Origin of the sequence: Exiguobacterium sp. s80 (genome assembly GCF_018618725.1) — a bacterium.
Taxonomy (GTDB): Bacteria; Bacillota; Bacilli; order Exiguobacteriales; family Exiguobacteriaceae; genus Exiguobacterium_A; species Exiguobacterium_A oxidotolerans.
In genome coordinates this window covers 767,566-785,510 of the sequence record NZ_JACSMP010000001.1, presented here as the reverse complement: position 1 = coordinate 785,510, position 17,945 = coordinate 767,566, and the positions used below count along the sequence as shown (strand labels likewise).

At 49.0% G+C, this 17,945-nt stretch carries 25 protein-coding genes; 9 read left to right on the top strand and 16 right to left on the bottom strand.

Annotation, left to right across the window (positions count from 1 at the left end; genetic code table 11):
• Positions 1-131: 131 nt before the first annotated feature.
• Both ccmA and KNP94_RS04170 read left to right on the top strand, forming a co-directional pair.
• Positions 132-1,022, top strand: coding sequence for a heme ABC exporter ATP-binding protein CcmA (gene ccmA / locus KNP94_RS04175; protein WP_215115309.1), 891 nt, complete (start codon positions 132-134; stop codon positions 1,020-1,022).
• Positions 1,019-1,846: an ABC transporter permease subunit gene (locus tag KNP94_RS04170; RefSeq protein ID WP_214769166.1), complete on the top strand. Its 828-nt coding sequence runs from the start codon at positions 1,019-1,021 to the stop codon at positions 1,844-1,846. The genes ccmA and KNP94_RS04170 overlap by 4 nt, the downstream gene beginning before the upstream one ends.
• Positions 1,847-1,973: 127 nt before the next feature.
• Here KNP94_RS04170 and KNP94_RS04165 read toward each other — a convergent pair whose 3' ends face one another.
• The 6 genes from KNP94_RS04165 to KNP94_RS04140 all read right to left on the bottom strand — a co-directional run bounded on the left by KNP94_RS04165 (position 1,974) and on the right by KNP94_RS04140 (position 5,399).
• Positions 1,974-2,912: a DMT family transporter gene (locus tag KNP94_RS04165; RefSeq protein ID WP_215115308.1), complete on the bottom strand. Its 939-nt coding sequence runs from the start codon at positions 2,910-2,912 to the stop codon at positions 1,974-1,976.
• 121 nt (positions 2,913-3,033) lie between these two features.
• Positions 3,034-3,678: an HAD family hydrolase gene (locus KNP94_RS04160; RefSeq protein ID WP_215115307.1), complete on the bottom strand. Its 645-nt coding sequence runs from the start codon at positions 3,676-3,678 to the stop codon at positions 3,034-3,036.
• Positions 3,656-4,150 carry a VOC family protein gene (locus KNP94_RS04155; protein ID WP_088837107.1) on the bottom strand — a complete coding sequence of 165 codons (495 nt, stop codon included), beginning with the start codon at positions 4,148-4,150 and terminating at the stop codon, positions 3,656-3,658. Before KNP94_RS04155 ends, KNP94_RS04160 begins: the two co-directional genes overlap by 23 nt.
• Positions 4,143-4,958 carry an MBL fold metallo-hydrolase gene (locus KNP94_RS04150; RefSeq protein WP_215115306.1) on the bottom strand — a complete coding sequence of 272 codons (816 nt, stop codon included), beginning with the start codon at positions 4,956-4,958 and terminating at the stop codon, positions 4,143-4,145. Before KNP94_RS04150 ends, KNP94_RS04155 begins: the two co-directional genes overlap by 8 nt.
• 25 nt (positions 4,959-4,983) lie before the next feature.
• Positions 4,984-5,178 (bottom strand): LPXTG cell wall anchor domain-containing protein, encoded by a 195-nt coding sequence (locus KNP94_RS04145; protein WP_088837105.1) that lies wholly within the window; start codon positions 5,176-5,178, stop codon positions 4,984-4,986.
• Between the two features lie 32 nt (positions 5,179-5,210).
• Positions 5,211-5,399, bottom strand: a complete 189-nt coding sequence (locus KNP94_RS04140) for a PspC domain-containing protein (protein WP_088837104.1) — start codon at positions 5,397-5,399, stop codon at positions 5,211-5,213.
• 384 nt (positions 5,400-5,783) lie between these two features.
• On the opposite strand from KNP94_RS04140, the gene KNP94_RS04135 reads away from it, so the two are divergent.
• The 4 genes from KNP94_RS04135 (at position 5,784) to KNP94_RS04120 (ending at position 8,077) form a co-directional block, all read left to right on the top strand.
• On the top strand, positions 5,784-6,542 hold the full coding sequence (locus KNP94_RS04135) for a hypothetical protein (protein WP_215115305.1): 759 nt from the start codon (positions 5,784-5,786) through the stop codon (positions 6,540-6,542).
• A 139-nt stretch (positions 6,543-6,681) separates the two neighbouring features.
• Positions 6,682-7,080 carry a VOC family protein gene (locus tag KNP94_RS04130; RefSeq protein ID WP_088837102.1) on the top strand — a complete coding sequence of 133 codons (399 nt, stop codon included), beginning with the start codon at positions 6,682-6,684 and terminating at the stop codon, positions 7,078-7,080.
• A 71-nt stretch (positions 7,081-7,151) separates the two neighbouring features.
• Positions 7,152-7,679: a P-loop NTPase family protein gene (locus KNP94_RS04125; protein ID WP_215115304.1), complete on the top strand. Its 528-nt coding sequence runs from the start codon at positions 7,152-7,154 to the stop codon at positions 7,677-7,679.
• A 50-nt stretch (positions 7,680-7,729) separates the two neighbouring features.
• On the top strand, positions 7,730-8,077 hold the full coding sequence (locus KNP94_RS04120) for a DUF2200 domain-containing protein (RefSeq protein WP_215115303.1): 348 nt from the start codon (positions 7,730-7,732) through the stop codon (positions 8,075-8,077).
• A gap of 120 nt (positions 8,078-8,197) precedes the next feature.
• On the opposite strand, the gene KNP94_RS04115 is transcribed toward KNP94_RS04120, so the two are convergent.
• Positions 8,198-8,773 carry an alpha/beta hydrolase family protein gene (locus tag KNP94_RS04115; RefSeq protein ID WP_215115302.1) on the bottom strand — a complete coding sequence of 192 codons (576 nt, stop codon included), beginning with the start codon at positions 8,771-8,773 and terminating at the stop codon, positions 8,198-8,200.
• Positions 8,774-9,005: 232 nt separating this feature from the next.
• Here KNP94_RS04115 and KNP94_RS04110 point away from each other — a divergent pair, with 232 nt between their 5' ends.
• Positions 9,006-9,476 (top strand): site-2 protease family protein, encoded by a 471-nt coding sequence (locus tag KNP94_RS04110; protein ID WP_214845679.1) that lies wholly within the window; start codon positions 9,006-9,008, stop codon positions 9,474-9,476.
• A 269-nt stretch (positions 9,477-9,745) separates the two neighbouring features.
• On the opposite strand, the gene KNP94_RS04100 is transcribed toward KNP94_RS04110, so the two are convergent.
• Positions 9,746-10,507, bottom strand: a complete 762-nt coding sequence (locus KNP94_RS04100) for a phosphotransferase (RefSeq protein ID WP_215115301.1) — start codon at positions 10,505-10,507, stop codon at positions 9,746-9,748.
• Positions 10,504-10,947, bottom strand: coding sequence for an Lrp/AsnC family transcriptional regulator (locus KNP94_RS04095; RefSeq protein ID WP_215115300.1), 444 nt, complete (start codon positions 10,945-10,947; stop codon positions 10,504-10,506). Before KNP94_RS04095 ends, KNP94_RS04100 begins: the two co-directional genes overlap by 4 nt.
• A gap of 151 nt (positions 10,948-11,098) precedes the next feature.
• Here KNP94_RS04095 and KNP94_RS16110 point away from each other — a divergent pair, with 151 nt between their 5' ends.
• On the top strand, positions 11,099-11,257 hold the full coding sequence (locus KNP94_RS16110; RefSeq protein ID WP_215115299.1) for a DUF1272 domain-containing protein: 159 nt from the start codon (positions 11,099-11,101) through the stop codon (positions 11,255-11,257).
• A 59-nt stretch (positions 11,258-11,316) separates the two neighbouring features.
• On the opposite strand, the gene KNP94_RS04085 is transcribed toward KNP94_RS16110, so the two are convergent.
• On the bottom strand, positions 11,317-11,736 hold the full coding sequence (locus KNP94_RS04085) for an SRPBCC domain-containing protein (RefSeq protein ID WP_215115298.1): 420 nt from the start codon (positions 11,734-11,736) through the stop codon (positions 11,317-11,319).
• 75 nt (positions 11,737-11,811) lie between these two features.
• Complete coding sequence (locus KNP94_RS04080; protein WP_215115297.1) at positions 11,812-13,134, bottom strand: right-handed parallel beta-helix repeat-containing protein; 1,323 nt, start codon at positions 13,132-13,134, stop codon at positions 11,812-11,814.
• A 94-nt stretch (positions 13,135-13,228) separates the two neighbouring features.
• On the opposite strand from KNP94_RS04080, the gene KNP94_RS04075 reads away from it, so the two are divergent.
• On the top strand, positions 13,229-13,831 hold the full coding sequence (locus KNP94_RS04075; protein WP_215115296.1) for a hypothetical protein: 603 nt from the start codon (positions 13,229-13,231) through the stop codon (positions 13,829-13,831).
• Positions 13,832-13,874: 43 nt separating this feature from the next.
• On the opposite strand, the gene KNP94_RS04070 is transcribed toward KNP94_RS04075, so the two are convergent.
• The 5 genes from KNP94_RS04070 to tnpB all read right to left on the bottom strand — a co-directional run bounded on the left by KNP94_RS04070 (position 13,875) and on the right by tnpB (position 17,775).
• Positions 13,875-14,378 (bottom strand): DUF1572 family protein, encoded by a 504-nt coding sequence (locus KNP94_RS04070; RefSeq protein ID WP_215115295.1) that lies wholly within the window; start codon positions 14,376-14,378, stop codon positions 13,875-13,877.
• Positions 14,379-14,398: 20 nt separating this feature from the next.
• Complete coding sequence (locus KNP94_RS04065; RefSeq protein ID WP_251132565.1) at positions 14,399-15,583, bottom strand: hypothetical protein; 1,185 nt, start codon at positions 15,581-15,583, stop codon at positions 14,399-14,401.
• A 148-nt stretch (positions 15,584-15,731) separates the two neighbouring features.
• A complete protein-coding gene (locus KNP94_RS04060; protein ID WP_214894335.1) occupies positions 15,732-15,908 on the bottom strand; it encodes an SDR family oxidoreductase in 177 nt (58 codons plus the stop codon).
• A gap of 68 nt (positions 15,909-15,976) precedes the next feature.
• Positions 15,977-16,366, bottom strand: coding sequence for a DoxX family protein (locus KNP94_RS04055; protein WP_215115294.1), 390 nt, complete (start codon positions 16,364-16,366; stop codon positions 15,977-15,979).
• 236 nt (positions 16,367-16,602) lie between these two features.
• Positions 16,603-17,775: an IS200/IS605 family element RNA-guided endonuclease TnpB gene (tnpB, locus tag KNP94_RS04050; protein ID WP_215115293.1), complete on the bottom strand. Its 1,173-nt coding sequence runs from the start codon at positions 17,773-17,775 to the stop codon at positions 16,603-16,605.
• Positions 17,776-17,945 lie beyond the last annotated feature (170 nt).

Here is a 17,945-nt window from a genome sequence, read left to right as displayed (position 1 = left end):
TGTACGAATTAATGATTTCAGTTGGAAAAACCGCTTGAATTGGATAAAATTAGAAATAGAAACATAGGACAATAATTCATTCGGCAATGCCCATACATTTTAGTAATTCAGAACATGAGAGGATACAACAGATGCTAACATTACAAAACATTTCGAAAACGTTTGGTGATCGGCTTGTCTTATCAGATATGTCGTTCACGATTCCGCGTGGAAAAGTAGTCGGCTTGATCGGTCCGAACGGTGCCGGGAAAACAACACTGATTCGAATCATGAACGGTGTGATCTCCCCGACGCATGGCACGGTCCATTATGATGATCAGCCGATTGAAGCCCTTCGTACGAAAGCTGGCATCGTCACCGAAAGTGCGGGATTGTACCCTGATATGACGGCGCTTGAAAATTTAACTTTTTATGCATCTTTATATGGTGTCAGAAATAAAAATCATCTGCTTGAACTGTTGAACCAGTTTGATTTGACCCATGTCCGCGATGTCTATGTCCATACGTTTAGTACCGGTATGAAAAAAAGACTCGCGCTCGCTAAAGCAATGCTGCATGACCCGGAAATTTTATTTTTGGATGAACCGACGAATGGACTGGACCCCGACGGCATTCGCCAGGTCCTGGATATGATTCGGTCCGTGAATCAAACGAAGGGAACGACCATCATCATCACGTCGCACCTCCTCTACCAATTGGAGAGTGTCTGTGACTCCTACATCTTCATCGAACAAGGCCGCTTCATCGATCAAGGGACACTCGCGGACTTACTGAAGCGTCACCAAACTGCGATTCGCGTCAGAATCCGGACAAACCTTCCACCAGGTTCCGTCCACACGATGTTCGAAACAGCTGTTGCACCTGTTGCTTCTGACGTGATTGAAGTATCGTTTAAAGACGAAACGTGCATCAGTCCTTTTTTGAAACAAATCATTGATCAGGGCTACGCGGTGTATGAGTGTCAAGTAATCGACCGTGATTTAGAAGGTGTCTATTTTAAGTTAAGGGGTGAAACGAAATGAATTTACCACTCGTGCTTGCCGTGATTAAAAAAGACAGCATCCAACTCTTTCGAAAAAAGATCTTGCTGTTTACGTTGATTATCATCCCGGTCTTGATGGGGCTCGTTCTTCCGATCGGATTCTCCTGGTTCATCATCGAGCTTGATCCGTCCACGTTAACCGACCCGGAAGTGCTCGATTTACTGAATCGTTTTTTGGCGACTACGGCCAGTCCGGATGTCCTGACACTGACGTTTAATGAACAATTGCTTTATTTGTTCCTAAACTATCCGCTCGTGACGTTATTTTTGTTAGTTCCGGTCATTACATGTTCCGTCATCGCTGCCAATAGTTTCGTCAGTGAAAAGGAACAGCATACATTAGAAAGCCTACTGTTTTCGCCAATCACCATCCGTGATTTGTTTTACGGCAAGCTGCTGATCTCGATTGCCTCATCCTACCTGATTTCCGCCGTCTGCTTTTTGATAAATCTGCTCGTCATCAACACTTTGATTTCCGTCAACGGCTTTTCAGTCAGCTTTCCCTCGACCCAGTGGTGGGTGTTACTCTTCTTGCTGTTACCGATTCTTTTATTGACGACGGCGTTAATTAATTTATTGATCTCGACTCGGGTCAGTACGTACCAGGAAGCACAAAACTTGAGCGGTATCATCATCTTACCGTTCATCGGATTAATCATCGGTCAAATCAGCGGATTATTCTTCATCAATACGCTGTTCCTGATTCTGTTATCGATCGGTTTACTGATTCTAAACGTTTTCCTGTTAAAACTCGCGTTGCGCTTCGGGACACGCGACCAGCTATTTAATTCCCAAATGTCATGAATCGGGTAACTTATGAAAAAATCGGTCTTGTTGAAGTTTTGCGTCACGGTTTTAATGCAGGTGTCTGTGTAAGGAAGTAACAAAAAACGCCTTTTGGGATTCAAAAGAATCTCGAAAGGCGTTTACTTTATAGTCGGATCAGAACAATTCCGCCGATCATCACGAGCAAGCTGAGAATTTGAACGCCGGTAACCGGCGTCCGGGCTGCCCCGAACCAACCGAACCGGTCAATCAAGAGACTCCCCGTCAACAGACCGATCGTCACGATGATGATGGCGACGCCGGTGCCGACGAGCGGGACGATGAACGCATTTCCGGCAATGAACGTCGCACCAATCAGACCGCCGATGAACATCCACCACGGTTTTGGCGCCGTCCGGTCCACTTGGAGCTTCGGTCGCACGAGCAACAACACGAGCAGCAACGTCAGCGTCCCGATGACGAAGGAAATCAATGCCCCTTTAATCGCTGAATCGAGGACACTTCCGAGATGCCCGTTAATCGCTGCTTGCATCGCACTCATCGTCCCCGTTACGATGCCGAGTAAACGCCAACCGGTCAGGTTGACTTCCGCAAGGTTCTTCGTTTCCTGTTGTCCGCGTTGCCGGCGTTTCGCTAACCAATCGCCTAAGGCGACAGTACCGACGACACCAAGCAGGACGAGCACGGCCCCGATTAACCGGGTCGGCGACAACCGGTTGACCGCTGAATCAAACCATCCGAAATGGTCAATCAACAGCCCCATGATGACTTGTCCGAAGATGGGCATGATGACCGTCTGGACCCCGCCTAGTTTTGGAAAGAGTAAGATGTTTCCCGTCAAGAAGATGACCCCAAGAACACCACCGAACCAAATCCAGCGGGGTTCCGTCGTCCAGAGGGCTTCGTTCAATGTGAAGTCCCCTTCGACGATCAGGGTCAAGAGGACTAAAAAGACCGTCCCGATACTAAACGAGATGAAGGATGCCGTAAACGGTGATCCGACAACTCCACGCAGCCGCGTGTTGACGCTCGTCTGCACCGGAACGATGATGCCGATCGCTAAACCAATGATAATTGCTAACATGACGTGCCTCCTCTAACTACAAACAGATTCCGTCTCATCATACGGCAACTGTTTGCGAAAAGGCGACTCCTCTGCCTATATGTTCAGACGAACTCATGATGAGGTAGCACGACATGTCCCGTTAAACGATTTTCGTAATCGCCAGCAGGTCATCGACGATATACTCGGCCGTCGCGAGCTCCACTTCCTGTGCAAAATCGAACCGGCAGCCGATCGCCGGCCAGCCGTTTTCTTTCGCTGCCGTAAAGTCCGACTGTCGGTCGCCGACGACGACACCCGACTGTAATCCGTGTTTCGTCCGAATCATCCGGACGAGTTCGGATTTGTTGAGCGAATCGACGTCTTCGATACTATAAACGCCGGTCAGGTAACGGTCTAACGCAAACTGCTCGACGATCGCCGCTAAATATGCCGGCAATCCGTTACTCGCGACATACAGGTCGTGTCCGGCAGCGCGGAGTGTTTGCAATACCGTCACCGCTTCCGGATACAAGGCACCTTGTCCTGCTTGAATCCGCTCAATCAAGGCCTGTTGAAACCAGTCGTCCATCAGCTTTCGGTCCGCCTCCGGATGGTTCGGCAAGAGCGTCGCCCAGACTTGCGGTAACGGGACACCCATGATCGCTTCGTATGTATCAAGCGGTGTTGCGTCATGCCATTTCCCTGCTTGCCGTAACCGGGTGAACGCCACGTCTAAAGCCGGTCCTAAAATCCGGTGCGTCTGAAATAACGTTCCGTCCATATCAAAGATGATTGCTTGTTTCATCGGTCTCCTCCTCTGCTTGAGCGTTCATATATAACCAGTCGCTCCAGTACATCGTACCCGTGATCCGGTGCGGATTGTCGACCGGGCAGATGAACTCGAGGCTGTTCCCGTCCGGATCATTGAAATGAATCTTCGCGTGCGCGTGGTGCGCCAGTGCCATGACGAATGGTTCCGTCGGTTCGAACCCGAACGCTTTTCGTGGCGTGTAACCGCGCGCCGTCAGCCAATCGACGGCATCCGTCAATGCCTCCAGTTCGACATGAAAGGCGATATGCCGGATGGACGGGTGGTAGTCGAGTTCGACTTGATCCGCGACCCAGAGGCCAAGCCAACTTTCTTCTTTGACAATCCAGAGGAACGCCAACCGGTCGTCGACGATATGATCGAGCGTCAGCCCGAGCCCTTCGTAAAAGGCAATCGATTGTTTTAAATTCCGGACCGGGAGATGGGCTTCGTACAGGCCGTTAATCATCCGTGCCGCCTAACGCGTCGATGTAGCGCGCGGCCGACCGCGCGACCGCACCTGCCGCGTCGGTCTCGACGATGCGGTGAAAGGCATCATACAACTGGTTGAACGAAAGCGGGCTGAGTTGCGACGCCATCTGCGCTACCGTCGTTGCCGGCAGCGGAATCAGGTTCGGGTAACTGTACATGAAGCTGACCCATGCCCGGTCGGCGACGACACGGACGATATCGCCCGTCAACAGGACACCCCGTCCCGCGTCTCCCTGCGTCCACTCAAGGACCGTCGCTCCGTCAAAATGACCACCGACCCGGTGCAGGACGAGGTCTTCTGCCAGTTCCAGCCGGTCGCCGGACCAGAAAATAATCCGATCGCTCGGTCGCGTCACCCACTGTTCGTCCGCCTGGTGGATATAAATCGGAACGTCAAACGCTTCCGCCCAGTCGACTTGTGTCGCATAGTAGTGCGGATGCGACAAGGCGATTGCGTCGAGTCCCCCCTGTTGGTTGATTTCATCAATCACGGTCTGATCGAGATAAGTAATGCAGTCCCACAACAGCCGTTTTGCCCCGGCGACCAGATACGCCGTTTGTCCGATTCCGAATTGTGGTGATGTCACGAGGCTCATCAGACCCGGCTGCTCCGGTGTCACCGTCGTCCGGTAGTTCTTGGACGCGACCATCGCCTCACGCGTCGTCCACGATTGTCCGTCCGGATTGACGTATTGCCGTTCATCACTGCAAATCCGGCAGGTCGTTGGTTGAACCGCCTCCTCATCCGTCTGCACCCCGCAGGTCGTACAAATCCAATAACTCATTTCTTTTCCCCCTTATTTTAACCAGTTACGCGTGCCGCTTCTTACGGGCCACTACGGCACTGATGCCCCCTAACAGGAGTGCTCCGCCGACGAATCCGAGAAAAACACTCCAGTTGAACTCTCCTTGTACGCTGTACATGATTGTTACTCCAATCAAGGCGCCGATTGTGATCGCGATCAGTCGCGCTGCTAAGGATGACGCGCGGTTCTGTTTGTTCATCTTGGTTGCCTCCCTTTTAGTTAAAACTCGTGTCATAACGTCCGTGGTGGACTCGCCATCGCATTCGCAAGAATCATGTAGATGATGACGTTGACGGGCAGTGGAATAAAGATAAAAATCAAGCGGACGGCGAATGACGACAACCCAAGCTGTTCCGCAAGTCCGCCGCAGACACCCTGGATTGATTTGTCCGTCGCTGATTTCCGTAATGTTCTTGCCATTTCGATGCACTCCTTGCTGAATGTAAATATTCGATTTACCTGAACCTCCAGAAAAAAATTGGATAAACCGTCCATCTGTTACAATAATTAGGTACTCCACCAGTCTACACGTTTTGGTATCGTTTTTCATCTGATTGACAATTTTCACTCTACTAAAAAAAGGAGACACTGGTCTCGGTCGGTACGAAGCATTCATACAACCTGTCGCCTTTTCTTGTCGGGCAGACGGTCCAGGTTGCCACGGAGTATCTGTATGAACACGATATTTACTACACGCACTTCATCCAGACGAACGAAAACAAGGTCAGCAGTACGATCTACTGCTATACCCCGGGGTCGAACACGAACGAAGTCATCCAGACGGTCGATCAGCCGATTGGCTCATTGACCGGTGTGTCCCATTACCTGTTCTGGGTCGCGTCAGCGCCGGCAGAAGACGGGATTGCCTGGACGATTCATAGCTTCAATCTTAAAAACGGAAAACAGGATCTGCTTGACCGAGGGATCAGCCGCTTCGACGCCTCCATCCCGGTGCTTGACGCTTCAACGACCCGCCTCTCCTGGCTGATCCATGACGCGACCGCGAAGAAGACGACAACGCTGATGAAGTCCTTTGATGTAGCCGCCGATACAATCATCGTACACGAACAGTATGACCTAACCAAAAGAAAACAGGACGGCATCTTACCGTTTGATTTCCGGTCGGGCGACGCCGGACGCTTGATTCATACCCGCACGTTCAAGGACGGGACTAAAACCTCGCGCCTTGCGAGTGATGACGGCAGGTTCCAACGACCGATTGATGGGTTGATTGATTTCGAGTACGGTGCCGATTACGTCGCAACCGGTGAAGAAGGACACGCTGCTTTTTTACCGCTTGATTCAAAACAATCCGACTTCACTTATGAATTATCCGATCGGCATTCGACCGTCGATGCGTTTCGTTTCTTGTCCCGCGATCGGGTAATCTTCCGTGAAAACACGTCGCAGCTCCTCTATGCCGACTTAACGCGCGGAACCGTCGCCCCGTTGACCGAAATGGAAGACACGACGTCTAAACCGATTTACGTCAATAGGACGATTGCCTATTCCGTTTCGGACGGTCAGGATGTTACGTTTCATGTCATCGACGTCACGCCGTAACCGCTACTCCACCTTGTTCTTTTCTTGAACGGGTGGAGTTTTTCGTCTGCATTGAAACGGTTTAAACTATGCTAAACTGACATATAGACTAAACAACGGAGCGCCGGTTGCGGTCCGTTTTCGAAAGGACGTCCTTACGTTGAAACAAATCCATCACCTCTGTATCCAAACGGCTGATTACGCGGCCTCTAAATCCTTTTATGAAGCTCTCGGGTTCGAACTCGTCCAGGAATCACCTGACTTTCATACACGTGCGTTCAACAGTTGGCTGAAGCTCGGCGACTTTTATATCGAACTCCAGACGAACAAAGTCGACGAGACCTTGACGCCTTATACGAAACATACGTCCGGTCCCGTTCATTTTGCTTTATACGTCGACGATTTAGCGGCGGAAGTCGCACGGCTCGAACAACGCGGTGTCACCTTCCTGCCGAAAAACGGCGGAAACATCTACTTCGTCGTCGACGGGCACCTCAGTAAATTAAAAGCACCGGAAGGGACGATTGTCGAGCTTCGCGATACATTTGTCATTTCCTGACCGCTCAATCATTGACAGCCTCTCTGTTTTAATTTAAAACAAGATTTATATTTTTTTGGAGAACTTCTAACATGCGCATTCAAATCATCGGTGGATCCGGCACCGGCAAAAGCACGCTCAGCGAGTGGATCGGGCAACAAGAAAGGATACCTTGGATTGATAGCGATCGCTACTTATGGGCAGATCAAACGTTCACCAAAAAACGGTCGGTCGACGAACGGTATACCTTATATACACAGGACATCGAACGCCATCAACAGTACATTGTCTCCGGTTCCATCTTTTCATGGAATCCATACGGCTTCCCGGACCGCGAGCTGCTCGTATTTTTAACGTTGGACGAAGAAACACGGATGAACCGGTTAATCAAACGGGAACAGGCACGCTATCCCGATTTTTCAAAGTCAAACGATTTCCTCGATTGGTGCAGGACGTATTTGACGGAGACGGACCCTGCCAAGATTGGGACATTGGCAGAACATCAGCTCCAGATGATCCTTTCAAGGTCACCTGTCATCCGGATCGATGCCGCACAATCGACGGACCAGATATATCAACAAATCAAACAGCTGTATCACGAGCAGTGTCCGACAACGTAGTGCCGCGCTTTTTTTGATGTAAAATATACGAATCATAAGGAGTGAGAAAAATGGGGCAACACCGCTTATACATGACGGCGTTCCCAAGTGTCTATCCGCTTTACGTCAAAAAAGCGGAACGGAAAGGTCGGACGAAACAGGAAGTCGATACAATCATCCGCTGGTTGACCGGGTACTCGGAACAACAGCTCTCGACGTTATCGCAAGATGCGACGACCTTCGAAACCTTTTTTGCGGAAGCACCAGACATGCAGGAACGGCGATCACTCATCAAAGGTGTCGTCTGCGGCGTCCGGGTCGAGGACGTCGAGGACGACTTAATGCGCGAGATCCGCTATCTCGACAAACTGATTGACGAACTGGCAAAAGGAAAAGCGCTCGAAAAGATTTTACGGTGACCGTGGGGAATGCCTCATGTTGGCGACTCTCGCTTCCATCTTCGGTGCAACAGCCCTTATAACCAACCGCTTCTAAAGAAAAACCGGGCCCCTGAAGAGGAGTCCGGTTTTTCTGAACTGTTAAAAACGCTCATCCAACCAGTTTAAAACGTCTGCAATCATGTCATCTGAGACAGTATGGTTGATCAATGGATATTTGAGGAACGTCAAATCATTTGTAGTTGAGACAGTTTGTTGCACAAAATGCTGTTGTGTCGCAATCGGAATGACCTCATCGTCCTCTCCATGTAACAATAAGGTCGGCGTCACCTGCTCTTGCGACAAGGGATCATACTTTCTCAGGCGTTGTTCTTCTGAAGTCGACAACGTCGTGCTTTTGTCGCGGCTTCGTAAAAGCTGTTCCGAAAAGAGGAAGGAACCAGACCCGTTGATGTTAATCAATCCTGCGCTTCCCTGTTGTTTAGCCGCTGCACCGCTCGCGATGAATCCTCCCATCGAGACGCCGAGCCAAATGATGTCCTCTCTTGGAACGTTCAGCTGTTTTGCGAGCGTGTCCGATTCTTCGATGCTTTGAAACACGACTTCCCAAAAGTGCTGTTCGACGATTCCTTGGTCAAAATACGCACCTAGCGCATTGTGGCTGTCATGCAAAATTAGCTCCGGCACAATGACGGTAAATCCTTTACCGGAAAGCATCCGCGCAAATTCATCATATTTGCTAACACTGGATCCTCACCCGTGGTACAGACAGATGATTTTGCAGGAAATTGGACGTTGCCCGGAAAGGTCCGAATTGGCAAATTGGAATCAGTTAACAGGTTCATAAAACGAATTTCCTTTATTAATGTCTAAATGAATCGATGACACTTATGTAAGTTGCTTGTAACATCCATTTTTTGCTATGTTTATGGACGAGAGGAGGAAGAACATGGGTTTACTTTGGTTTAATCTAATCATGCTTGCCTTTTACTTTCCGAGTCTGATTCTGCACGAATACGGGCATGCGCTCGTCGGCCGCCTGATTGGTCTGAATCTAAAATCAGTTTCGATCGGGAAAGGAAAACCCTTCTTACGCATCGGTCATTTTTCCGTCGCTCGAAAGCAGATATGGGAAGGCCTATATCAACCACATCCTCCAACGGTTCCGCTTCACCGTGGACAAAGAGCTGCCTTGTTACTTGGCGGGATTTGCGCCAATTTTATAGCTGGAACATTCGTTGCCGGATTAAGTCAGCTCTTTCCAAGTCCGGTCATGCATCTGTTGGCTCCACCGTTTATTCAGTTGTCCACCATTTTCATTTTATTTAATCTGATTCCAATCCGGTTGACCAGTGGCTTTCCAAGCGACGGACTGCAATTAAAACGGTTGTTCTTTAACAAGAACTCACGAACCGACTGACAGGAGATGATTTCATGATGAGAACCTTATTGCTCGCCGGATGTGTTGCTGAGCAACCGAAAACTGTTCCATGGGGTGAACATACACCGGCTCAAACGGAAACGGCTAAAAGCCAATGACATTGAGTTTATAGTCAAGGGCGATCAATTACTGATTTCGCAAGATCAGGTCGATCAAGCGACAAGGTGTTGTACTTAATAGAAAAAATAATCAAGATGGCTATCTCCTCTTAATTTTCAGAAGATAGCCGTTTTTGCTTTTCAAACGGTTCAATAAAATTCATACAATCCGTCATCGAAATAGCGGAATGTTTCTTCTGAGATTGGTGAAAATCCATATCCCGAATAGAACGCATCGAACATCTTGATATCCTTCCGAAAAGATCGTGTCGCCAAGGCTTCATCGTAGCGGGAATCGCCGACCTTCATTCCAGCTAGGTCAATGAAAGCAACGATTTCGTTGTCTCGGACCAATAGATTGTCTGTCGTACAATCCCCGTGTATCCACGTCGCTGGAACAGGTTCCGGCTGTTTGGTGGATAATGCGTTAAGCAACTCGCGTGAACCATTTGTCCAGCCCTGTTCAATGTAGCGATTGGCTTGAAGCAGCTGTTTGCCCAGCCAGTCTTTTGAAGAATGGGTAGGGCTAGTCCCGCTCGTATGAAGCTGTCTGAGGAACCGTCCGAATGCACGAATCAGCTCAAGACGTTGCAGTTCGGAAGCACCCGCTAGTGCCGCTGTCAACGTCTCACCGGCTATGTAGGACATCAGTAAATAATCCTGTTGCGCGTCTTCGATATAATCAATATAAGTCGGGATAATGATGTGTTTTGACTTGAACGTCTGCATCACTGTCGCTTCCTGCGCCAACCACTCGCGGTATCGGGGTAAGCTTGCCTGCTTGAGGATATAGGTACCGCCTAACGTTTTCACATAGTAGACGATGGCTGTTCCCCCCTGCTCGGGAACGGGATGGACCGAATCGATCACACCGACTTGTTGTTCGATTCGTTCTTGGATAGAAACGTTCATATCAAAATCCCTTCCCCGACCGTAAACGCCTTAAACGCAACCGGCGACGACAGACGAATCCAGGTCGACGGTTTTCCGTATTCCATCGAAGCATCGATAAACGCTTCGAGTGTCTCGACTGTCGGCGTGTACAGTTTGACCATGAAATTAAACGTCCCGGCGAGCCGGTGGCACTCGACGACATCCGGATGATCTTTACAAAACGTGATGAACGCCGCACAGCGTGTCTGCTCGAACATCAAAATCGCCATGATTGTTTTTTCGATCGCGACGGGATTGATGACGGCGCGGTATCCTTCAATCACTCCCCGATCTTCCAACTTCTTGACCCGTTCGTTGACGGCGGGGGTTGAAAGGCCAACCGTTTTGCCGAGTTCCGTCCAGGACATCCGTCCGTCTTCCTGCAACGCCCGGATAATGGCGTAATCAATTTCGTCCAATTTTTAACCCTCCTAATATTATGAAGACATATCTTTAAATTACCATTGATTCTTAGGCGAAGCTACTTGAAAACAAGGAAAACCATCTGTCGGACCGTGACTCCATTTTGTAAAATAAAGATAGGTAAAGAAGAAAAGTGAGGTGAGACCGATGCAGGCAACGACGTGTACCCGCTGCGCAGAGGAGTTCAAAGACAACCAAGTGACGTATCATTGTTCGCACAATTGTACATATTGCGCAGATTGTACGAAGACACTCGATTCCATTTGTCAAAATTGCGGGGAAACATTGGTTCAAGTACGGCAGTAAATCGATTTTTTCTCTAAAGAAAAAGCCCTCCTGCTTAGGAACGGGCTTTTTTGTCTGCTTCACTGTTGTTCCGCATATTCTTTGAAGCGGTCAAGGATCGCCTGCCAGCCCGCTTGTTGCATCTCGGGCGGATTCGCCGACTCCGCTTCAAATGTTTCGACGACGTTCGTTTCGTCCCCATTTGCTTCGAACAAGACCGTCACGTGCCGTCCGTCGTCCAGTGTATAGGCTAATTTTTCGTTCAAGACGACATCGTCATAAACACCGGAAAAATCAAACCCCATACTGCCGTCTTTTGCTGCCATGTGACTGGAAAAATGACCGCCTGCCTGGACATCATTTGTCGCTTCCGTCGTATGCCAATCGTCCGATGCCGCATTCCATGCCTTGATGTGCTCCGATTCCGTCCAGTACGTCCAGACTTCGGCGACGGGTCGTCGGATGACGGTCTCGATTTGTAACACTTGCACCTGACTCATATCAATCGCTCCTTTTCCAAATTCGTTCGCTTACCCCATTCCATTTCTCCATGTGCTACACAATCCCTGCTCGCTTCACTTATTAAGTCCTCCTTTAACTGCCCGCTCAAATGATGCCTGTGTCCGGTACTCGTGATCCAACCAAATCCACCGTTTCGCTGTTCCTTTTTTTAATTGATAAGTATTGTGGTCAAACTGATTGCCGGAACTCGTTTTGAAGAAGTTCGCGATAAACAGGTTATCCCGCCCTGTCGTAAATGCATTATGGTCAATCCGATTATCGCGGACATCATGTTGGACGAGCAGCTGACCGCCTTCAAGTCCCTTCGTATCATTACCGGTGACTTGATTGTCCGTAATCCGAACCCGTTTCGTTCCACCGCGCTTTTTATCGTATCCGCCGATCGAAATGCCGGTAAACCGGTTTTGTTTAACCAGATTGCCGCGGACCGTAATGTCTTCTGCATACTTCTTCGCATGTTCACTTGTTACTTCAATCCCGATATCATTTCGCTCGACGGTATTGTGTTCGATTGTCAGCTGTTTCCCACCGTCGACGTAAATCCCCGCCGCATTGTAGTCCTTGCCGTAGACCGGATTGCCGTAACTCGAACTGTCGGAGACGTGATTCCCGGAAATGACTCCATTACGGACATAATCCTCCGAGTTGTTTGTCGCGACTCCCTCATAGCCAATCAAGTCGATGCCGATATTATCGTTACGACGGACGATGTTGTCCGTGACGGAAAACCCGTCGATGTTGCCGTTTAAAACAAGCGCTTCGCTCGCCCCGAGCCGGTTGTCTTCGACACGATTCCCACGGACGGTGATTTGCTTCAAGCGACCGGTTCCGTAAATCGCAATCCCATGGGCATTGCCGCCTTTCGCATTCGTTTGGATGCGGCGAACCTGATTATCGATCAGTTGAATGTTCCGTCCTGTCCCGGTGATACATATCCCAATCGGTGTCTCATCGTTTCGTGTCGTCTTGATGTCTGCGACAACCAGTCCTTGAATCGTCACGTACTGCCGGTTTTCGATTCGGATGAGCGTCGTCTCCCCGTCCTGTTTCTTCAACGCCTTCCCACTTAAGACGACTTTTTCCGTTTGGTAATTCCGGAAGACAACCGGTGCCTGTTTCGTTCCGCTGTACCGGACTGTCAACGCTTCCGTGTACGTTCCTTGACGCAGATAGACCGTCGTCCCGGCTTTCGCAAGCTGACTCGCCCGTTTCAGTGTTTTGAGCGGTCGTTTCAACGAACCGGAATTCGTATCTTTGCCGGCTGGCGCGACATACAGGACTTTTTTGGAAGCGGTCGCCTCTGCCTGTTCCTGGTTCCAGGTCGCTAAACAACCGAACAGTCCAAGCGACAGGAAAAGAATAAATCGTTTTTTCACGCAAATCCCCCCTTTCCGTTAACACTTTTCTGATTGTAAATAACATCCAATCCTTTTATACTTACTTTATTTACATACGAAGGACGTGAAGTGGATGTTGAAACAAATGCTCGTCTGTTCATTATCGGCACTTTTACTTGCCGGTTGCAGTTCGGAAGAGGCTGTGCCGAAAAAAGTCGTCAAACCGATTGAATTGCCGTTAACGTTAAAGATGGATGAGTCTAAAGAACATAAGAATCCTAATGAAACTGAATTCACCTATACCATTTCTGGTCAGTCCAATCAGCCCCTTTATCTGACCGGAACTGAATATTTCCATTCTGGTGAACAAAAAATCTGGTTTACGAAAGTAATTCAACCTGGCCAATATGAGGGAAAGAAACTGAAACTAGGAGAACAGTTCGATACCGCGAAAGGTTACCGATCGTTCATGTATGATTTGGATGGTACGATGCAAACGTGGTCTGAGCAATCCGAAGAACTGAAAGACTTTCTGTACAGTAGTGTCTCGTTCCGTGAAAAAACACTCCTTCGCTCTGACTATCAAGTGTTGATGTTAGAACAATCAAGCATTCATCAATCAATGCGCGGAAATCAAATGGATCAACTCGATGCACCCCAAGACGTGAAACTTAGTAAAGGGGAACGAATCTTTATCATCTCATTATCAACGAAACCAGTCCGCGATATCTTATAAAAACAGACCTGCCTCCTAAATCAGAGAGGCAGGTCTGTTTTATTCAATTCCGTTGATGCGGCAAGGGAATCGTCAACGGCTTGAAGTCCGGTCCGAGCAGGATCTTCATTAAAAAAATCAGCTGTCCGGTGTGATAGGCATAATGTGCGAGTTGCCGTTCAATCGCGTCGACGACGAGATGCGGTTCCCCACGAATCAAAACGGTCCGTTCCAAATCGTCCGGTGTCAGGGACGCGAGCGTCGCTTCGACAAGCTGCCAGCCGCCATCCCACAGTTTCAGTAACGTCGCTTTGTCATGTCCCTGGTCGATGAACTCAGCGTCCCGGTCGCGGTCCGGCTTTTCGCCGTCCGTCGTCAAAAAATCGGTCCAGCGTGACGTCATATTGTTCGTCATATGCTGAATCAACAGGGCGACGCTGTTCGTATCCGGTGCCAGTGTCTGATGAAACTGTTCCTCGTTCAGCCAACCGAGTGCCTGCTCTGCCGGTTCCCGGACCGCGCGGAACCGTGCTTGAATTGCCGTCAAATACACCTCTTCAAAAGCCATTTCCCTCACTCCTTCTGCTGTTAATCAATCACAAAGTCCACACCTTTTTCTCCATCAATCGGTATCGTCCGTAACGTTTTTAACTGGTCGTCCGTGACAATCAACCGGTATTCACCAGAAGATGACATGTCCGTTTCCGTGAAGTAGGAAGTCTTCTTATACGGATTCCGGTACAAGTAACGGTAATAGTTACCCGGCTTCCAAAAATCAGGTCGGACCGGTTCAACCCGGAACGCTTGTCCGAACGTCCACTTAACGAACCGTTGATCCGTATCGTTTTCACCGGTGCCGATGATTTGATAACCAGTCTGTTTGTTGATCATCCGCATCGGTGTCGTCGACGAGTAACTAGCACCGTCTAATACTGAAAATGACTTTTGCTGCATCGTTCCGTCCGTCTTCAGCTTGATCATCATGCCGTCGGTCGTTGCAAAATACGCTGTGTCCTTAGCGCCGTATAAAGCAGTATAGGCATATGGTTCGACATCTTTTCGAATGACGCGTGATTTTCCGGTCGTCTGGTCGAGCAGGACCATTCCGGCCGCCCCTTCTTGATCATCCTCGGTACCGTTGTTGGCGTAAGCAATCGTCTGATTCAGTTCAAGGATCGGTGAATCAACGACTGGCATCAACCGGTTTTCAATCGGATACCGTTTGTCCGTCCGGACGTTGATTAATTGAATCTTTTCCGACGGCTTTGTAGCGTTTGATGTGACCCAGGCATCTTTCCCGTAATGGGCAACGGATGTGATCGCTGTATTCGGCACCTCGTGTTTCTTGAACGTCCCTCGTTTTAAGTCATACGTAAAAAAGTGGTCCGCTTCGATACCGTCCGGGTGATGGATATAAATATGCCGCAGGTCCGTTCCTTTTTGTGAAAATGCCATCCGATACAAATCTGGATCAGCAATCGCTTCCGTCTTTAATTCTGTTCCCGTTTTTGATAATGTCGTCATCAGTGCCGGCTCTTGCGGATCATCCTGTGTTTCTTTATAACGGTTGATGTCGCTTCCGGACAGCAAGATGACCTGACCGTCGTTCGGCTTAAACGTCATCGTCGTGACATCTTTTGATATGATCGGGTAAGAACTGGCTTTTGGTTCTTCTGGATGCGCGCCGATATAGAATGCACTCGCACATCCAGCTGCTGCTAGTCCAGCCGTTCCGTAAATCAATCGTTTTTTCCATGATTGAAGCAAAATCATCCACTCATTTCGTTTGTCATTTCCCCCTTCCATTGTAACGCTTTTTTTGTAAATAAATTCTTTTGATCACAACCTCTGTTACTTATTGACCAAATATTTCATTAAGAAAAGACACTGTCGCATTAACAGTGCCTTGATGTATCCTCAGTTATCTTGCCGTGACGCCACTGTCGACCGGAAGACCGACGCCTGAGATATGGCTCGCTTCATCCGTCGCGAGGAACAGGACAGCATGCGCGATCTCTTCCGCATTCCCGACATGACCAGGCGGAACCACCTGTTGCATCCCGCGAAACACACTGTTGACGTTATTGAACGTCAACATAGTTTCTTGTTATTTCTCACTAAACAAATAGAGAGTGCACGGTGCTAGCCGTGTCACTCTCCTATACTTTATGAAATTTGTTCAGCCGATTGATTCGCTCCGTTATTGACTTTCTTTTGACCGACGAATACAAATGCTACCAAGACGAGCAAAATCAACGGTGTCATTGCGACTGCCATGCCTTGTCCTGCATTTAAGTGTGTCAAAACGGCGCCTGCCATGACGAGTACAAGTAGCCCGCTGAAGACTGGAATAAGTTTCTTTTTCCAGTAACCAATCAATAAGCCGATGGCTGCTACCACTTCAATTGTTCCAACAAAATACATGAACCCTGTTCCATAGCCGTACACGTTTTCAAACGAGTCGACCATTGTCGGATCTGCACTCAGTTTCATAAATCCAAATAATAAAAAGCCAACTACTAACACACCTTGAATAATTCGTACACTCCACTTCATTTTTACAACCTCCTGTTTTTTCTGTCTCTTACTCTCTTATCATAAAGTCCTGTTTGTGAACTGAGAAGTAGGCACATTAATGTGGTTAAGTATCAAAAAGGATACTACGCATAAACAGCAGGCACTGACGAGACAAGGCTGTCTCAGTTTTTAACCCGATATTGAACTACCTCCACCTACGCTTCGCTTAGAGGTGGAGGATTCCTGAGTGATCCGACCTAACGGTCGAAAATTGATCAGGCTAACCCCGTCGTCCCGACGGTTGAAGAAGCTAAGAGGCGTTCAGCTTCTTGTTTGAGGTTCAGTCCTGCGTTCACATCCCGGTCGTGATGGATCCCGCAACTCGGGCATGTCCATTCACGCAAACCAAGATGTTTCACGTCTTTGTGTTGATGTCCGCAACTGGAGCACAGTTGACTAGAGGCGAAGGTCTTGGCGACCTTGACGACGGTCTTCCCGTACCATGCCGCCTTGTATCCGAGCATGCGGAAGAACTCCGACCAACTGACCTCGGAGATGGACTTGCTCAACTTGCGATTCTTCTGCATGTTCTTCACCTGCAAGGTCTCGATCCCGATGACGTCGTGGTTTTTGACGATTTCGGTCGATACCTTGTGCAGGAAGTCGGTTCGCTTGTTGGCAATTTTTTCGTGGATGCGGGCGACCTTGCGCTTCTGGTTCTGATAGTTCTTCGCCTCGGAAAGTTTCACTTTCTTGTCCAAGGCCAACCGTTGACGACGAGAGAGCTTACGTTGCTCGCGCGCTAGCTTCTTCTCAAGCGAGCGGAAGTAACGGTCATTCTTGTACACCGTGCCGTCCGACAGGATGGCGAAGTGCTTCAACCCGACATCTACGCCGACGGATGAGCCCGTCTTCGGCATTTCGTTGCTCTCCTGCTCGACGAGCAGGGAGACGAAGTATTTTCCTGAAGCGTTCCGCCGGATGGTCGCGTTCAAGATGCGTCCGACGACCTGCCTCGAGTTGGCGAAACGCACCCATTTCAACTTCGGGAGTTTTAACTTGTTGCCGACGATCGAGACTTCTGGAAGTTGAGACTTGCCTTGCATGTTCGTCTTGTACGATTGAACGGGATTGCACTTTGACTTGAAGCGGGGCCGTTCGTTCTGCTTCTTGAAGAAGCGGTCAAAGGCATCAGCAAGATGTTTGACGCTCGTTTGCACAGACGTGCTATCGACTTCCTTCAACCAGTCGAACGCCTGCTTCAACGACGGGAGTTCTTTCGAACAAGACCCGTAGGACAGTCCTTTCCCTGTCGCTTTGTATGTCTCATCCCACTTCGCTAAGAAGTGGTTGAAGACAAAGCGCGAACAACCAATGGTCTTCGCGATCAGGATTTCCTGCTCTTCTGTCGGGTAGATTCTGAATTTGTAGGCCTTGTGAGTCAACATGATGTTCACCTCCTTCAAAGGGAATATACCCGAAAAGCAGGCTGGCGATTCATCTCCCACTTTCACTTCGTTTAGAAGTAGGCGTATTCTCGCCTAATTTTGATAAAAAGAACAATAGACAAAATTTTTAAATAATTTTATAGTTGAATTACCTTATTTTGTAAAAGGAG

Coding starts and splice junctions, on each gene's coding strand:
- KNP94_RS04115 (WP_215115302.1), bottom strand. CDS start 8,773: ATGCTTTCCGGTAAAGGATTTACCGTCATTGTGCCGGAGCTAATTTTG.
- KNP94_RS04125 (WP_215115304.1), top strand. CDS start 7,152: ATGCGCATTCAAATCATCGGTGGATCCGGCACCGGCAAAAGCACGCTC.
- KNP94_RS04075 (WP_215115296.1), top strand. CDS start 13,229: ATGTTGAAACAAATGCTCGTCTGTTCATTATCGGCACTTTTACTTGCC.
- KNP94_RS04065 (WP_251132565.1), bottom strand. CDS start 15,583: ATGATTTTGCTTCAATCATGGAAAAAACGATTGATTTACGGAACGGCT.
- KNP94_RS04100 (WP_215115301.1), bottom strand. CDS start 10,507: ATGAACGTTTCTATCCAAGAACGAATCGAACAACAAGTCGGTGTGATC.
- KNP94_RS04110 (WP_214845679.1), top strand. CDS start 9,006: ATGGGTTTACTTTGGTTTAATCTAATCATGCTTGCCTTTTACTTTCCG.
- KNP94_RS16110 (WP_215115299.1), top strand. CDS start 11,099: ATGCAGGCAACGACGTGTACCCGCTGCGCAGAGGAGTTCAAAGACAAC.
- KNP94_RS04140 (WP_088837104.1), bottom strand. CDS start 5,399: ATGGCAAGAACATTACGGAAATCAGCGACGGACAAATCAATCCAGGGT.
- KNP94_RS04150 (WP_215115306.1), bottom strand. CDS start 4,958: ATGAGTTATTGGATTTGTACGACCTGCGGGGTGCAGACGGATGAGGAG.
- KNP94_RS04165 (WP_215115308.1), bottom strand. CDS start 2,912: ATGTTAGCAATTATCATTGGTTTAGCGATCGGCATCATCGTTCCGGTG.
- KNP94_RS04060 (WP_214894335.1), bottom strand. CDS start 15,908: ATGTTGACGTTCAATAACGTCAACAGTGTGTTTCGCGGGATGCAACAG.
- ccmA (WP_215115309.1), top strand. CDS start 132: ATGCTAACATTACAAAACATTTCGAAAACGTTTGGTGATCGGCTTGTC.
- KNP94_RS04145 (WP_088837105.1), bottom strand. CDS start 5,178: ATGAACAAACAGAACCGCGCGTCATCCTTAGCAGCGCGACTGATCGCG.
- KNP94_RS04085 (WP_215115298.1), bottom strand. CDS start 11,736: ATGAGTCAGGTGCAAGTGTTACAAATCGAGACCGTCATCCGACGACCC.
- KNP94_RS04120 (WP_215115303.1), top strand. CDS start 7,730: ATGGGGCAACACCGCTTATACATGACGGCGTTCCCAAGTGTCTATCCG.
- KNP94_RS04070 (WP_215115295.1), bottom strand. CDS start 14,378: ATGGCTTTTGAAGAGGTGTATTTGACGGCAATTCAAGCACGGTTCCGC.
- KNP94_RS04170 (WP_214769166.1), top strand. CDS start 1,019: ATGAATTTACCACTCGTGCTTGCCGTGATTAAAAAAGACAGCATCCAA.
- KNP94_RS04055 (WP_215115294.1), bottom strand. CDS start 16,366: ATGAAGTGGAGTGTACGAATTATTCAAGGTGTGTTAGTAGTTGGCTTT.
- KNP94_RS04155 (WP_088837107.1), bottom strand. CDS start 4,150: ATGATTAACGGCCTGTACGAAGCCCATCTCCCGGTCCGGAATTTAAAA.
- tnpB (WP_215115293.1), bottom strand. CDS start 17,775: ATGTTGACTCACAAGGCCTACAAATTCAGAATCTACCCGACAGAAGAG.
- KNP94_RS04160 (WP_215115307.1), bottom strand. CDS start 3,678: ATGAAACAAGCAATCATCTTTGATATGGACGGAACGTTATTTCAGACG.